The sequence below is a fragment of the Micromonospora sp. URMC 106 genome, from assembly GCF_051386395.1.
In the GTDB taxonomy this organism is placed as follows: Bacteria; Actinomycetota; Actinomycetes; order Mycobacteriales; family Micromonosporaceae; genus Micromonospora.
This window is the reverse complement of the sequence record NZ_JBPQTP010000079.1, coordinates 1-13,837: the sequence shown is the minus strand read 5'-3', so window position 1 is coordinate 13,837 and position 13,837 is coordinate 1. Positions and strand designations below refer to the sequence as shown.

General features: G+C 74.9%; 10 protein-coding genes. 4 read left to right on the top strand and 6 right to left on the bottom strand.

The window, feature by feature from the left end:
* Positions 1-978: a hypothetical protein gene (locus ACSNOB_RS22295; RefSeq protein WP_436688393.1), complete on the top strand. Its 978-nt coding sequence runs from the start codon at positions 1-3 to the stop codon at positions 976-978.
* 193 nt (positions 979-1,171) lie between these two features.
* Here ACSNOB_RS22295 and murD read toward each other — a convergent pair whose 3' ends face one another.
* Complete coding sequence (gene murD, locus ACSNOB_RS22290; RefSeq protein WP_436688392.1) at positions 1,172-2,521, bottom strand: UDP-N-acetylmuramoyl-L-alanine--D-glutamate ligase; 1,350 nt, start codon at positions 2,519-2,521, stop codon at positions 1,172-1,174.
* 91 nt (positions 2,522-2,612) lie between these two features.
* On the opposite strand from murD, the gene ACSNOB_RS22285 reads away from it, so the two are divergent.
* Entirely contained in the window at positions 2,613-3,962 is a 1,350-nt protein-coding gene (locus ACSNOB_RS22285; RefSeq protein WP_436688391.1) for a hypothetical protein, read from the top strand.
* Positions 3,963-4,049: 87 nt separating this feature from the next.
* Here ACSNOB_RS22285 and ACSNOB_RS22280 read toward each other — a convergent pair whose 3' ends face one another.
* From ACSNOB_RS22280 to ACSNOB_RS22270, 3 genes are all read right to left on the bottom strand, one after another.
* Positions 4,050-5,924, bottom strand: coding sequence for a PucR family transcriptional regulator (locus ACSNOB_RS22280; RefSeq protein ID WP_436688409.1), 1,875 nt, complete (start codon positions 5,922-5,924; stop codon positions 4,050-4,052).
* Positions 5,925-5,947: 23 nt separating this feature from the next.
* Positions 5,948-7,114: an epoxide hydrolase family protein gene (locus ACSNOB_RS22275; protein ID WP_436688408.1), complete on the bottom strand. Its 1,167-nt coding sequence runs from the start codon at positions 7,112-7,114 to the stop codon at positions 5,948-5,950.
* Between the two features lie 109 nt (positions 7,115-7,223).
* Positions 7,224-8,033 (bottom strand): TrmH family RNA methyltransferase, encoded by an 810-nt coding sequence (locus ACSNOB_RS22270; protein WP_436688390.1) that lies wholly within the window; start codon positions 8,031-8,033, stop codon positions 7,224-7,226.
* Positions 8,034-8,220: 187 nt separating this feature from the next.
* On the opposite strand from ACSNOB_RS22270, the gene ACSNOB_RS22265 reads away from it, so the two are divergent.
* Positions 8,221-10,038, top strand: coding sequence for a thiamine pyrophosphate-requiring protein (locus ACSNOB_RS22265; protein WP_436688407.1), 1,818 nt, complete (start codon positions 8,221-8,223; stop codon positions 10,036-10,038).
* A gap of 36 nt (positions 10,039-10,074) precedes the next feature.
* On the opposite strand, the gene ACSNOB_RS22260 is transcribed toward ACSNOB_RS22265, so the two are convergent.
* Entirely contained in the window at positions 10,075-10,638 is a 564-nt protein-coding gene (locus ACSNOB_RS22260) for a dihydrofolate reductase family protein (RefSeq protein WP_436688389.1), read from the bottom strand.
* Between the two features lie 143 nt (positions 10,639-10,781).
* Here ACSNOB_RS22260 and ACSNOB_RS22255 point away from each other — a divergent pair, with 143 nt between their 5' ends.
* A complete protein-coding gene (locus tag ACSNOB_RS22255; RefSeq protein ID WP_436688388.1) occupies positions 10,782-11,414 on the top strand; it encodes a dTMP kinase in 633 nt (210 codons plus the stop codon).
* Between the two features lie 78 nt (positions 11,415-11,492).
* Here ACSNOB_RS22255 and ACSNOB_RS22250 read toward each other — a convergent pair whose 3' ends face one another.
* Positions 11,493-13,700, bottom strand: coding sequence for a transglycosylase domain-containing protein (locus ACSNOB_RS22250; protein WP_436688387.1), 2,208 nt, complete (start codon positions 13,698-13,700; stop codon positions 11,493-11,495).
* Between the last annotated feature and the right edge of the window lie 137 nt (positions 13,701-13,837).

The following is a 13,837-nucleotide window of genomic DNA, read 5'->3' as shown; positions in this document are numbered from 1 at the left end:
GTGCGGATCGGGGAGGTGGCGCTGCCGAGCGGCGCCGCGGGAACGGACGCCGGGCAGATCGCGGCCGGCGTACGCGCCTGGGTGGGCTCGGCGCCGCTGCGCGCCCTGGTGGGGCACTTCGGCGGCGACTGGCCGGCCGGGGACCTGGCGGCGGTGCTGGCCGCCCTCGACGACTTCTCCGCCCGGCACTGGGACTTCCGGGGCGGCCGGGAACGCCCCGACGCCCGGGAACCCGCCCTCGACCCGGCCACCGCCGGCCTGGTGCTCGACGCCGCCGCCGCGCTCGGCCTGGTCCGCCCGGTCGCGCCGGCCCGGCCCGGGTACGCCCACCTGCTGGTGCTGGGCGGGTTGTCGAACGCCTGTCAGCGCCGGGTCGCGTACGCGGCGCACCTGCTGCGCACCGGCACCCGGGTCGCCGGCGAGGTGGCCGTGCTCGGCAGCTTCCGCCCGCTGTCCGGGGTGGAGTGCGCGGGGCTGGCGGCGGCCGGCGTCCCGCCCTGCGCCACCGAGGTGGCGGCGCTGGACGCGGCGGTGCGGCGCGAGTTCGGGGTGCCCGCCCCGGTGGAGGAGGACGGTCACGACGCCGGCCACCCGCACCACTCCTGGTCGTCGCGGACCTACCGGCCGGCGGGCGGCCCGCCGGTGCGGGTGCTCGCGGCCCCGTCGAGCGAGCCCGACCGGCGCCGCGCGCACACCGCGGACACCCAGCGGTTCTGGGCCGAGCACGTCCGGCTCTCCCCCGGCGACGCGGTGCTGGTGGTGACCGCCCCGATCTACGTACCGTTCCAGCACTGCGACGCGCTGCGCACCCTGGCCGTGCCGTACGGCTGCGCGATCGAGACCGTCGGCGTCGATCCCGCCCTGCCCGACCTGGCCGGGCTGCCCGAGCCGACGCTCACCCCCGGTCGCTACCTCCAGGAGATCCGCTCCGCGATCCGGTCGATGCGCGCCCTGCACGCCGCCCTCGTCCCGGCCTGAACCGGGCCGGCCGTCCGGCGGTGGCGGTAGCGGGACCGACGGACGGCGCGCGGAAGCCGGGCTGCGGCGGCCACGGCTCGGCCGGTAGCCTTCGCGGCACGGCGACGGCGACTCCTGGGCGTGCTCGGCCCCGCCGACCTGATCGCCGGCCTCGCGCCCGGCGGCTGATCGCCGGGACCGCGCCGACCGGCGGTCAGCCGGACGCGGTGTCGCGGACGGCCTGGGCGAAGACCTCCGAGCGGTGCTCGAAGTTGCGGAACCGCCCGTAGCTGGGCGCGGCCGGCGAGAGCAGCACCACCCCGTCGGCCGGGGTCAGCTCGCGGGCCAGCCGCACGGCGGCGACCAGGTCGTCGACCACCTCGGCGCGCACCTTGGGCAGCCCGGCGAGCGCCTCGACGATCCGGGCGCCGCTGTCGGGGATGCCGAGCACGGTGATCTCGCGCTCCGCGAGGTGCTCGCGCAGCGGCGTGTAGTCCAGGCCCCGGTCGGTGCCGCCGACGATCACCGTCAACGGCCGTCCCTCGTACGCGTCGATCGCGTGCATCGCCGCGTACGGGCTGGTGGCGAGGGTGTCGTCGACGAAGGTCAGGCCGGACGGGTCGGCGATCTCGGTGAGCCGGTGCGCCAGCCCCTGGAACCCGGCGACCGCCACGGCCAGGGTGTCCTTGCGGGCCACCACGTCGACGCCGAGCGCGTCGAGCACCGCGAGGGCGACGCAGAGGTTGCCCTCGTTGTGCCGGCCGACGAGGGGCAGCACCGCGCGGGGGAAGAGCGGCTGGTCGCCGAGGTGGAACCAGGGCGCGCCGTCCGGGCCGCTCGCGACGTGGGCGGTGTCCGGCAGGCCGGCGCGTACGGCGGCGCGGTCGCCCAGTTCGAGGGCGAGTCGCGGGTCGGCGCCGTTGACCACCACCGTGCGCGGCCCGTGCGCGAGGAGGTTGAGCTTGTCGCGGTAGTACTCGGCCTCGCCGCCGTGCGCGTCGAGGTGCTCGGGGAAGAGGGCGGTGACCACCGCCACGCGGGGCGAGTCCGTCAGGTCGCTGCACTGGTAGCTGGAGAGCTCCAGCACGTACAGCTCCGCCTCGGGCAGGTCCAGCGTGGGCACGCCGATGTTGCCGCCGAAGACGTTCGGCCGGTCCACGGCGCCGAGCAGGTGGCTGATCAGGCTGGAGGTGGTGCTCTTGCCCTTGCTGCCGGTGACGCCGATCGTGCGGTCGGCGTGGTCGGCCATCCACAGGGCCGTGCCCTGCGTCACGGTCGCCCCGCGCCGGCGCAGCTCCACCAGCCACGGGTGGGTCTGCGGCACGCCGGGCGAGCGGACCACCACCTCGGCGGCGGCCAGCCGGGCGAAGCCGTCCTCGCCGGTGACCAGCGGCGCCGCCTCGGCCAGCGGCCCCTCCCACGGCAGGCTGAGGAAGTTGGCGCTGTCGTCGACGGCGACCAGGTCGGCGGGGCCGTGGGCGGCGATCGCGGTCACCGCGGCCCGGCCCTCCCGGCCGGCGCCCCAGACGGCGACGGTACGTCCGCGCAGGTCAGACAGGCGCACAGGCTCTCCTCAGGGGGTGTCGGCGGGCGTGGCAGGGCCGGGGTCCGGCGCAGCCGGACACGGCCGGACGAACCAGGGCCTAGTATGGCGTGTGCCCAACGAGCAGCTCCGGCGGATGGACGCCTTCACCTTCCCGTCCTACTCGATCGATCTCTCCACCGGGGAGGTCCTGTTCGACTACGCCCTCACCGGCCCCGACGGCGAGCAGCGATTCACCGAGGTGATCACCCTGCCGCTGCCCGACGCGCCACCGTCGGACGAGACCGTCGCCACCCTCGGCCGGGTCCTGGAGCTGCTGCACGTGGTCGCCGGGGTCAGCTACTACAAGGCCGCCGCGCCGCCGCGCGTGGTGCTGCCGGCCCCGCTGGGCGCGGCCGCCGCCGAGCTGGTCACCGCCGTCTACACCAAGGGCCTCGCGGAGTACGCGTACCGCAACCGGCTGCCGCACGTGCTGGAACTGCGCCCGGAGGTGCCGGCCGGCACGGTCGCCCCGCCCCGGGTGTACGACGACTCCGACCGGCGCCCGCTCTCGGCGGTGGGTGGCGGCAAGGACTCCATCGTCAGCCTGGAGGCGCTGCGTCGGGCCGGGTTCGACCCGGTGCCGTTCTCGGTCAACCCCAACCACGTGATCGTCTCGGTGAACGAGGCGTCCGGGCTCACCCCGCTCGCCGCCCGGCGGCGGATCGACCCGGTGCTGTTCGAGCTGAACGCCGCGGGGGCGCTCAACGGCCACATCCCGGTCACGGCGATCAACTCGCTGATCGCGGTCGCCACCGCGGTGCTGCACGGGCTGGGCCCGGTGGTGATGTCCAACGAGCGGTCGGCGTCGGACCCGAACCTGGTGTGGAACGGTCACGAGATCAACCACCAGTGGTCCAAGGGCGTGGCGGCGGAGGGGCTGCTGCGGGCGGCGCTGGCCGAGCACGCCGGCCTCACCGAGCCGTACTTCTCGCTGCTGCGCTCGCTGTCGGAGCTGCACATCGCCCGCCTGTTCGCCGAGATCGACCGCTACGACGACGTGGTGACGAGCTGCAACGCCGCGTTCAAGCTGCGCGACGCCAGCGAGCGCTGGTGCCGCGACTGCCCGAAGTGCCGGTTCGTCTTCCTGGCCATGGCGCCGTTCATGTCCCGCGAGCGGATCACCCACATCTTCGGCGGCGACCTGCTCGCCGACCCCGCGCAGGTCCCCGGCTACCGGGAGCTGCTCGGCGTGGACGGGCACAAGCCGTTCGAGTGCGTCGGCGAGGTGGAGGAGTCGGTGGTGGCGCTGAGCCTGCTCGCCGAGCAGGACCAGTGGCGCGACGCCCCGGTCGTCCGCGCCCTCGTCGACGCGGTCCCGGGCACGGCCTGGTCCGCCGCGGCAAACTCCGACGTCTTCACCCCGGGCGGCCCGAACCACGTCCCCGCGACCTACGCGAAGGCCCTGACCACCCTCATCTGAGGGCGCGGATGGCGCGCTCGGCGGCGCGGCGGTTCCCCCGACCGGCCCGACGGTCGGGGGGCGGAGCCCGGCGGGGTGCTCCGGGGGTCAGGGGGTGCGGATGGCGTCGAGGGCCAGCAGGGCGACGTGGAGGGAGAGGCAGGCTTCCACCGAGTCGAGGTCGACGTCGAGGACGCGGCCGATCCGGGCCAGCCGCTCGTAGAAGGCCGGCCGGGACAGGTGCGCCGCGGCGGCCGCCGCCGACTTGTTCCGCCCCTGCTCCAGGTACGCCCGCAGGGTGCCGAGCAGTTGCTCCCGGGGATGCTGCGCGTCGTACGTGAGCAGCGCGCCGAGTTCCCGCTCGACGAAGGTCTGCAACCGGGGCTCGTCGCGCAGCAGGTGCAGCAGCCCGGCCAGTCCGACGTGCGGCAGCCGGAAGATCGGCAGGTCCCGCCGGTCCCGCCGGGCGGCGTCGGCGATCTGCCGGGCCTCGATCAGCGACCGCCGCGCCTCCCGCAGGCTGCCCACCCCGGAGCCGGCCGCCACGAGCACGCCGCCGCCGGGCGGCCGGGCGGAGCCGTTGCACCGGGCGTCCGGCCGGGACGGGCCGTCGGGGCGCCCCGGGGAGTCGGGGCGGCCCCGGCGCAGCGCGGTGGCGAACGCGGCCAGGGCCCGCTCCTCCGCCGCCGGGTCCGGCAGGGCGAGCAGCACGCCGACGGCGTGGTCGTCGACGGCGCTGGTCAGCCCGGTCAGCTTCGCCTCGTGCAGCGCCTGCCCGACGGCCTCGGCGAGGTCCCGCAGCCGCGCCGGGCCCGCCTCGGGGCCGCCCCCGCCCGGATCGGCCGGGTGTCCGGCCTCGGCGGCCGGGCCGCCCTCCGCCGCCGGGTCGTCGGCCCGGTGCCGGACCATCACCCCGACGAGGTGCCGCCGCTCCAGCACCACGCCCAGCGCCCGGGCCCGCAGGGCCACCTCGTCCACCGGCCGGGAGTGGTCGAGCAGGGCGGTGAGCAGCGTCCGGTGGATCTGCCGTTCCAGGCCCTCCGCGTCGCGCCGGATCAGCCGGCCCAGGGCCAGGGTGGAGGCGGCCCGCTCGACCAGGATGGTCAGCCGGGTGGGCGGGGCGCCCGCCACGGCCGCCCCGTCCTCGGCCGCCGCGTCGAGCACGCGCCGGCCGGCGGCCAGGTCGCCCCCGCCCGGCCACCGCAGCAGCAGCCGGCCCCAGTCGTGGCCCCGGGCGCCGACGGTGGTCACCAGCCATCCGCTGTCCGCGTCGTACGCGGTCCGCCCGGCCGGCCGGATCCGGCGGGAGTGCTGTTCCCAGCCGTCCAGCAGCAGCTCCGCGCTCTCCCCCGCCGGGTCGTACGCGAGCACCTGCCGGGAGAGGTTCTCCAGCACCACGGGGCAGCCGGACAGCTCGGCGGCCTGCCGGACCACCTCGCCGGGGCCGGCGCCCTCCACCGACAGCTCGGTGAAGCGCTGGTGGATCTCCTCCGTCGCCCGCAGCTCGGTGAGCTGGGCGTCGACGATCAGGGCGTGCACCGCCTCGGTGATCCGCACGAACGGGGTGGCCCGCCGCAGCTCGACCAGCGGCAGCCCGCGCCGCTCGGCGACGGCCGCCATCACCCGGGGCACCCCGCTGACGTACCGGCGGCCCAGCTCGACGACCAGGCCGGAGACCCCGACGTCGGCCAGGTCGCCGATGAAGGCGCGCAACCCCGCGTCGTCGGCCGGCAGCCCGATGCCGGTGGTGAGCACCAGCTCGCCGCCGCCGAGCAGGGTGGCGATGTCGGGCACCTCCGCCACGTGCACCCAGCGCACCGGGCGGTCGAGCCCCACGTCCCCGGCGACCAGGCGCGGGGCGCCGTGGCGGACGGGATCCAGCGCGAGGACCTCACGGACGGTAGGGAACACGGGCGACACGCTACCGTCCGTGACCCCGATTCTCGCGACAGCCCACGCCGCGCCCGGGTCGTCGCGGCCCAGCTGCCCGCACGGTGACGGCCGGGTCAGTCGGTCGTCTCCGCGCGGAGCTGCCGGAAGGACGTTCGAATGTCGGCGACCAGCAGCTCGGGTGTCTCCATCGCCGCGAAGTGCCCGCCGCGGTCGAACTCCGTCCATCGCACGATGTTGTTCGTACGCTCGGCGATGTGCCGCAACGGGATGAAGTTGTCCTGCGGGAAGACGGCCAGGGCGGTCGGCGCGGCTGACGGCTCCGGCGGCGACCCCCAGTAGTCCGCATGCGCCCGCTCGTAGTAGATGCGGGCGGACGAGCCGGCCGTTCCGGTGAGCCAGTAGAGCATCACGTTGGTGAGCAGGTGGTCGCGGTCGACGGCGCTCGACGGGTCCGTCCACTCCTGGAACTTCTCCGCGATCCAGGCCAACTGGCCGACCGGAGAGTCGGTCAGTCCGTAGGCGAGCGTCTGCGGCCGGGTGGACTGGATAGCCGCGTAGCCGGCCCGGTCCCGGTCCCACTGTTGGGTGCGCTGCCACGAGGCCAGCGTCCGCTCCCGTTCCGCCGGGCTCAACGTGGCGAGCAGTTCGGCGTCCGGCTCCTCCGTCACGGACGAGTTCGGCAGCAGGTTCAGGTGTACGCCGATGACGTGGTCGGTCTGGGTACGGCCGATTTCGCGGGAGATGACCGAACCCCAGTCACCGCCCTGCACGCCGTACCGTTGATAGCCGAGACGCCGCATCAGCTCGGCGAACGCCGCGGCCACCCGCCGGAACTCCCAGCCGGTCTCCCGCGTCGGCCCGGAGAACCCGAAGCCCGGGATGCTCGGCATGACGAGGTGGAAGGCGTCGGACGGATCGCCACCGTGGGCCCGCGGATCCGTCAGTGGCCCGGCGACCTCGGTGAACTCCACGATCGAGCCCGGCCAGCCATGCGTGACGAGCAGCGGAGTCGCGCCCGGCTCCGGAGACCGGACGTGCGCGAAGTGGATGTCCGCCCCGTCGATGGTGGTGACGAACTGTGGCCACTCGTTGAGCCTGGCCTCCGCGGCACGCCAGTCGTATTCGTGCCGCCAGTACCGCACCAGGTCCATCAGGTAGTCGCGCGGGACGCCGTACTCCCAGCCGACTCCGGGCAGTTGGTCGGGCCACCTGGTGCGATCGAGCCGCTCGTACAGGTCGTCGAGATCGCGTTGCGGAATGTCGACCCGGAAGGGCTGGATGCTCGCGTCGGGGAGAGTCGTCACGACTGCGGATACTATGTTCTGCTCCGTCGAGCGCCCGGGTGTTCTACGTCTCCTGCAGCGCAGGCCGCCCGAGCCGCACCCCGGCTCACAGGGGGTCGTCTCGGCCCAGCTCCCAGAAGGCGACCGCGGCTGCGGCGGCCACGTTCAACGAGTCCACTCCGCGCCGCATCGGGATGACCACCCGTACGTCGCTGGCCGACTGGGCCGCCGCGGTGAGGCCGGGGCCCTCGGCGCCGAGGAGCAGCGCCGCCCGCTCACGCTGAGCCGGGGTGAGCCGCTGGATCGGCACGGCGTCCGCAGCCGGCGTCATCGCGAGCACGGTGAAACCCGCCTCCCGAACCTGATCCAGGCCCGCCGGCCACCGGTCGAGCCTGGCGTACGGCACCGCGAAGACCTCCCCCATGCTGACCCGGACACTGCGCCGGTAGAGCGGATCGGCGCAGGTGGGTGAGAGAAGAACCGCGTCTGTGCCGAGCGCCGCGGCGCCCCTGAAGATCGCGCCGAGGTTGGTGTGGTTGTTGACGTCCTCCAGGACGACCACCCGCCGGGCGGCGGCGAGCACCTCGGCGGCGGCCGGCAGCGGCTTGCGCCGGAACGACGCCAGCACGCCGCGGTGCACGTGGAAACCGGTGGCCCGCTGCAACACGTCCGGGGTGGCCGCGTAGACGGGGACGTCCCCGGTGTCCAGGTCGGCGAGCTGGTCGACCCGCTTGGCGTCCACCAGGTACGACCGGGCCGGGTAGCCGGCCCGCAGCGCCCGCCGCAGCACCAGCTCACCCTCGGCGATGAACAGGCCGTGCGGCGGCTCCCAGCGGGTGCGCAGCTCGACGTCGGTCAGCGCGCGGTAGTCGGCGATCCGGTCGTCGTCCGGGTCGGTGATCTGGTGGATGGGCACCCGCACGATTCTGCCGGACGCGCCGGGGGCGCTCCGGGACCCGTCCCGCGCCGCAGGAACTGCCCGGTTTTGTCCGAATAAGAAGGGGAATGGCGGGCCGGAGCGGCGGAGGCGACGGAAGGACAGTCAGGTGAACGCAGACCGCACCCCGGCGGGGACCGCGCATCCGGACGGGTGGCGCGTCGACCTGGGCGCCCTGCCCCGCGACGCCACCGTCGCCGACCACATCGTGCACCGGCTGGCCGGCTGGGGCGTCCGCCGCTACTTCGGCTACCCCGGCGACGGCATCAACGGCATGACCTCGGCCCTGCAACGCACCGGGGAGCGGGCGCAGTTCGTCCAGGTCCGGCACGAGGAGACCGCCGGCTTCGCGGCCTCCGCGCACGTCAAGTACGGCGGCGGGCCGCTCGGCTGCGCGCTGGTGACCAGCGGGCCCGGCGCGATCCACCTGCTCAACGGCCTGTACGACGCCAAGCTGGACCACCAGCCGGTGGTCGCGCTGATCGGGCACACCGCGCTCACCGCCGAGGGCGGCGGCTACTACCAGGAGGTCGACCTGCTCGCCCTCTACAAGGACGTCGCGGCCGCCTTCCTGGCCCAGCTCGACCACCCCAGCCAGGTGCGCCACCTGGTCGACCGGGCCTGCCGGACGGCCCTGTCCCGCCGGACCGTCACCGCGCTGGTGCTCCCGTCGGACATCCAGGACGCGCCGGCGGTGCCGGAGCCGCCGCGCGCTCACGGCTACTACCACACCAGCGACGTGCCGAGCAGCGGCCCGACGGTGCCGCCCGAGGCCGACCTGCGCCGGGCGGCCGAGGTGCTGCGCGGCGGCGAACGGGTGGCCATGCTGGTCGGGCAGGGCGCGCTGGGCGCGGAGGACGAGGTCCGCGACATCGCCCACCGGCTCGGCGCGGGGGTGGCCACCGCGCTGCTGGGGTTCGCCGCGGTGGACCACCGGGAACCGTGGGTGACCGGCGCGATCGGCCTGCTCGGCACCCGGCCGAGCTGGGAGCTGATGAACGGGTGCGACCGGCTGCTGATCGTGGGCAGCAACATGCCCTACTCGGAGTTCTACCCGCCGCCGGGCCGGGCCCGGGCGGTGCAGATCGACCGGGACGGCACGCAGCTGGGGCTGCGGTACCCGACCGAGGTGAACCTGACCGGCGACGCCGCTCCCACCCTGCGGGCCCTGCTGCGCGAGCTCGGCCCCGGCCCCGCGCCGGCCCGGTGGCGACAGACGATCGCCGAGTCCACCGCGAACTGGCGCCGCACCCAGCGGGAGCTGGCCGGGCAGGCCGCCGACCCGGTCAACCCGCAGCTGCTCTTCGCCACGCTCAGCGACCGGCTGCCCGACGACGCGATGATCGCCGTCGACTGCGGCACCGCGACCGCCTGGTACGCCCGCCACGTCCAGGTCCGCCCCGGCATGCTGGCCAGCCTCTCCGGCACCCTGCTCTCGATGGGCGGCGCGATGCCGTACGCCCTGGCCGCCAAGTTCGCCTACCCGCACCGCCCCCTGGTGGCCCTGCTCGGCGACGGCGCGATGCAGATGAACGGAGTCAACGAGCTGATCACGGTGGCCAAGTACTGGCGGGGCTGGGCCGACCCGCGGTTCGTGGTGCTGGTGCTCAACAACCGGGACCTCGCCTTCGTCAGCTGGGAGCAGCGCACCAGCGAGGGGACGCCGATGTTCCCGGACAGCCAGCAGCTGCCCGACATCGGCTACCACCGTTGGGCGGAGGTGTTGGGGCTGCACGGCGAGCTGGTCGACGCGCCGGACCAGGTGCCGGGCGTGTGGGAGCGGGCGCTGACCGCCGACCGCCCGGTGGTGGTCAACGCGTTGGTGGACCCGGCCGAGCTGATGCTGCCACCGCACTTCACCGCCGAGCAGGCGCGCAAGACGGCCGCGGCGGTGCTGCGCGGCGACACCGACTGGGCCGGCATCCTCCGGCGGGGCCTGCCCGCCGCGGTCAGCACCCTCCGGCCGGGGCGCGGCCGGGGCTGACCGGGCCGTCCGGGTCCCGCCGGGCCCCAGCCGGCGTCAGCCCTCCCGGTGGTACCGCAGCAGCACCGACCTGCCGTCGAAGGTCCGCGACCCGACCAGGCGCAGGTTCAGCCGCTCGGTGACCGCGAAGACCGGCTTGCCGCCGCCCAGCACCACCGGGTGCACGAAGATCTGGTACTCGTCGATCAGGCCGAGGTCGGTCAGCGCGGCGGCGGCGTCGGCGCCACCGTTGAGCAGCAGGTCGCCGCCCGGTTGCTCCTTGAGCGCGGTGACCTCCTTGCCGAGGTCGCCGCCGCCGACCACCCGGGCGCCGTGCTCGGCCTCGGCGAGCGTGCGCGAGACCACCACCTTCGGCGTCCGCCGCCAGATCGGCACGAACGCGAGGTCGTGGGGATGGTCGGAGATCGACTCCGCCTGCGGCCAGTAGGCGGCCATGAACTCCCAGACCCTGCGGCCGTACATGAGCGCGCCGGCCCGGCCGCACTGCTCCAGCGAGAACGCGGACAGCTCCGGGCCCATCTCCGGCCAGTCGAACTCGCCGTTCGGCCCCTCGATGAACCCGTCGAGCGACTGGTGCACCCCGTAGATGATCTTGCGCATGGCGTTGCTCCTCGTGGCGTCCGACGCCCGTCGTGGGCGTTCTCGCCAGGTGGTCGGAGCGGCGGCACCGGATCCGACAGGCCCACACCACTTTCTCCAGGAATTTTTTCGTCCGCTGGTCCGGCGGCGCTAACGTGCCGCCCATGCGCGCGACGATCATCGCCCTGGTCGGCATCGACGGGGCCGGGAAGACCACCCAGGCGAAGGCGCTGGCCGGCCGGCTCAACGCGGCGGGGGCGCCGGCCACCTACTTCGAGAACGCCGGCGGCCGGCCGCTGTGGAACCGGCTGGCGCGCGCCCTGGGCCGCCGGGACGGGCCGCACCTGTTCGGCCGCACCGGCTACGTGGCGCTCGAGGCGACCGTACGCTGGCTCGCCATCGCCCGAGCGGTGCTGGTGTCCCGGCTGACCGGCCGGACGGCGGTGATGGACCGGTGGTCCTGGTGCCAGCACGTGGTGATGCGGGTCCGCGGCGACCGGGGCGGGCGGCTGGCGCGGCTGGCGTACGGGATCTTCCCGCCACCGGACCTGGTCTGCTTCCTGGCGGTCTCGCCCGAGCTGGCACAGCAGCGGGTGCTGGCCCGGGGCATCGACACCGAGGAGTTGCCCTACCTGCGCGCGCTGGACGCCGGCTACCGGGGGCTGCCGGAGTTCGGCACCTTCACCGTCGTCGACGCGGACGGCGGGCCGGCCGAGGTCCGCGCCGCCCTCGACCGGGCGGTGCGCACGGCCCTGGGGCGGGCCTCCGGGGTTCGGGGACCCGCCCGCTCCGGCTGACCACCGGTCTCCCGCCGGGGCGACGCCCACGGTCGGGCGCCAGCCTCGGCGGTCGAGCCAGCGTCGCAGGCCGGCCGGTCAGCCTCGGCGGTCGAGCCAGCGTCGCAGGTCGGACAGGCGCTGCTCGTCCGAGGGCCGCCGCTCCTCGGCGGGGCGCTCCTCGACCCGGGGGCGCTCCACCGGGCGGCGCGGGTCGCCGACGAGTTCGCGGCTGGGGGCCGCGAATGCCTTCTCCGGCTGCCCGTCGACGGCGGTGGCGATGACCCGGGCGACGGCGTCGATGACCTTCGCCTGCACGGCGGCGCCCACCGAGTCGGTCGGGTCGTCCGGGTTGGCGGCGATGCCGGCCACCGCGACCTGCGGGGTGAAGCCGACGAACGTCTCCGTCGCGTTCCGCTCCGAGCTACCGGTCTTGCCGGCGACCGGTCGGCCGTCGAGGATTCGGTTCACCGAGGTGGCCGTCCCCCCGTTGCACTGCCCGAACGCGGACTGCTGGCCCACCGGGCAGCGCGCCGCGTCGGTGGCGGCCCGGGCCACGTCGGCGTCGAGCACCCGCCGGCAGGACGGCTCCCCGACGGGCACCCGCTCGCCGTCGGCGGCGGTCACCGAGACCACCGGCAGCGGCGTGCAGTAGGTGCCCTCGGCGGCCACCGTGGCGTACGCGTTGGCCAGGTCAAGCGGGGTGGTGGCGGCCACGCCCAGGGTGAACGAGCCCCAGTTGGCGGCGTCGCCCTCGGCGAAGGCGGCGTCCGCGTCGGCGCGGAAGGTGATGCCGAGGCGCTGCGCCATCTCCACCACCTTCTCCTGCCCGACCTGCTCGGCCAGCCAGACGAAGTAGGTGTTCACCGAGCGGCCGAAGCCGTCCCACATCATCCGGTAGCCGTCCATCCACTCGGGGTTGGCGTTGGCGGGGCACCACCGGCCCTCGCAGCTTCCCTCGCCCTCGGCGGCGTACCGGGTGGGCAGCCGGCTAGGCGCGTCGAAGCCGGTGGCCAGGGGCTTGCCGGCCTCCAGCGCGGCGAGCATGGTGAACAGCTTGAACGTCGAGCCGGCCTGGTAGCCGTCGACGCTGTCGCCGCCGGAGATCAGCGGGTTGACGGTGTTGGGGCGGTTGGCCTGCCCGTCCGGGTTCGCGTCGAGGCTGTAGTGCCGGTTGACCGCCATCGCCAGCACGCGTCCGGTGCCCGGCTCGACGGCGGCGATGGGCAGGGCGCGCTTGTCGTCGTAGGAGTAGACGCGGGTGGCCTGCTTCTGCGCGGTGGCCTGGACCTGCGGGTCCAGCGAGGTCACCACGGTGTAGCCGCCCCGGCGCAGCGCCTGCTCGCGCTCCTCGACGGTGGCGCCGAACGCGGGCTGCGCGAGCCACCACTGCCGCAGGTAGTCGCAGAAGAAGCCCCAGTCGTTGTGGGCCTCGGCGACGGCGGTGCAGCCGTTGGGCTGGGCGGTGGGGCGCAGCGTCAGCTTCTCGGCCCTGGCCCGCGCCGCCTGGTCGGCGGTGATCGCCCCGGTCTCGACCATCGCGTCCAGCACGTAGCCGCGGCGCTCCAGCGCGGCGTCCGCGTCACCGTCGATCGGGCTGTACGCCTCCGGCGACTGCACGAGGCCGGCGAGCAGGGCCGCCTCGCCGAGGGTCAGGTCGGCCGGCGCCTTGGCGAAGTAGCGCTGGCTGGCCGCCGCGATGCCGTACGCGCCGGAGCCGAAGTACGCGATGTTCAGGTAGCGGTTGAGGATCTCGTCCTTGCTCAGGCGCTGCTCCAGCGCCGTTGCGTACCGGATCTCCTGGATCTTGCGCCCGACGGTCTGCTCGGTGGCCGCGGCGCGCTCCTCGGCGGTGCGGCCCGGGTCGGTCTTCAGCACGTTGCGGACGTACTGCATGGTCAGCGTCGAGCCGCCCTGCTGGCCACCGCCGGAGACGTTCGACACCACGGCCCGCAGCAGCCCGCGCAGGTCGGCGCCGCCGTGGTCGTAGAACCGCCGGTCCTCGGCCGCGACGATCGCCTGCCGCATCACCGGGGCGATCTCGTCGAGCGGCACGTCGGCGCGGTTCACGTCGTAGAACGTGGTGATCAGCGTCTTGCCGTCGTTGGCGTAGAGGTAGGAGCGTTGCGGCGTGGCCGGGGTGCGCAGCGCCTCGGGCAGCGCGGCGTACGACCCGGCCGCCGCCTTGGCGGCGAACCCGAACAGCAGGTTGCCCGGCAGCGCGGCGACCGCCAGAACGAGGCCGGCGAGCACGCCGGCGAGCAGCACGGTGAACAGCCGCGACAGCGGCGGGCGGGGTGGGGCCATGGTCTTCAGGATTGCCACGAAAGCCGCCAACCGGCCAGCCTCGCGGCCCTCCTGTCAGCAAATTCACCGCCCGCTGCCAGGCACTTCCCATCCCGGCCGCCGGAGCTCGTGTCCCGCCCCTGGGGGATGGGTGGGGC

Bases quoted from the DNA above. Each gene is read 5' to 3' on its own strand.
- ACSNOB_RS22260 (WP_436688389.1), bottom strand. From the start codon at position 10,638: ATGCGCAAGATCATCTACGGGGTGCACCAGTCGCTCGACGGGTTCATC.
- ACSNOB_RS22255 (WP_436688388.1), top strand. From the start codon at position 10,782: ATGCGCGCGACGATCATCGCCCTGGTCGGCATCGACGGGGCCGGGAAG.
- ACSNOB_RS22250 (WP_436688387.1), bottom strand. From the start codon at position 13,700: ATGGCCCCACCCCGCCCGCCGCTGTCGCGGCTGTTCACCGTGCTGCTC.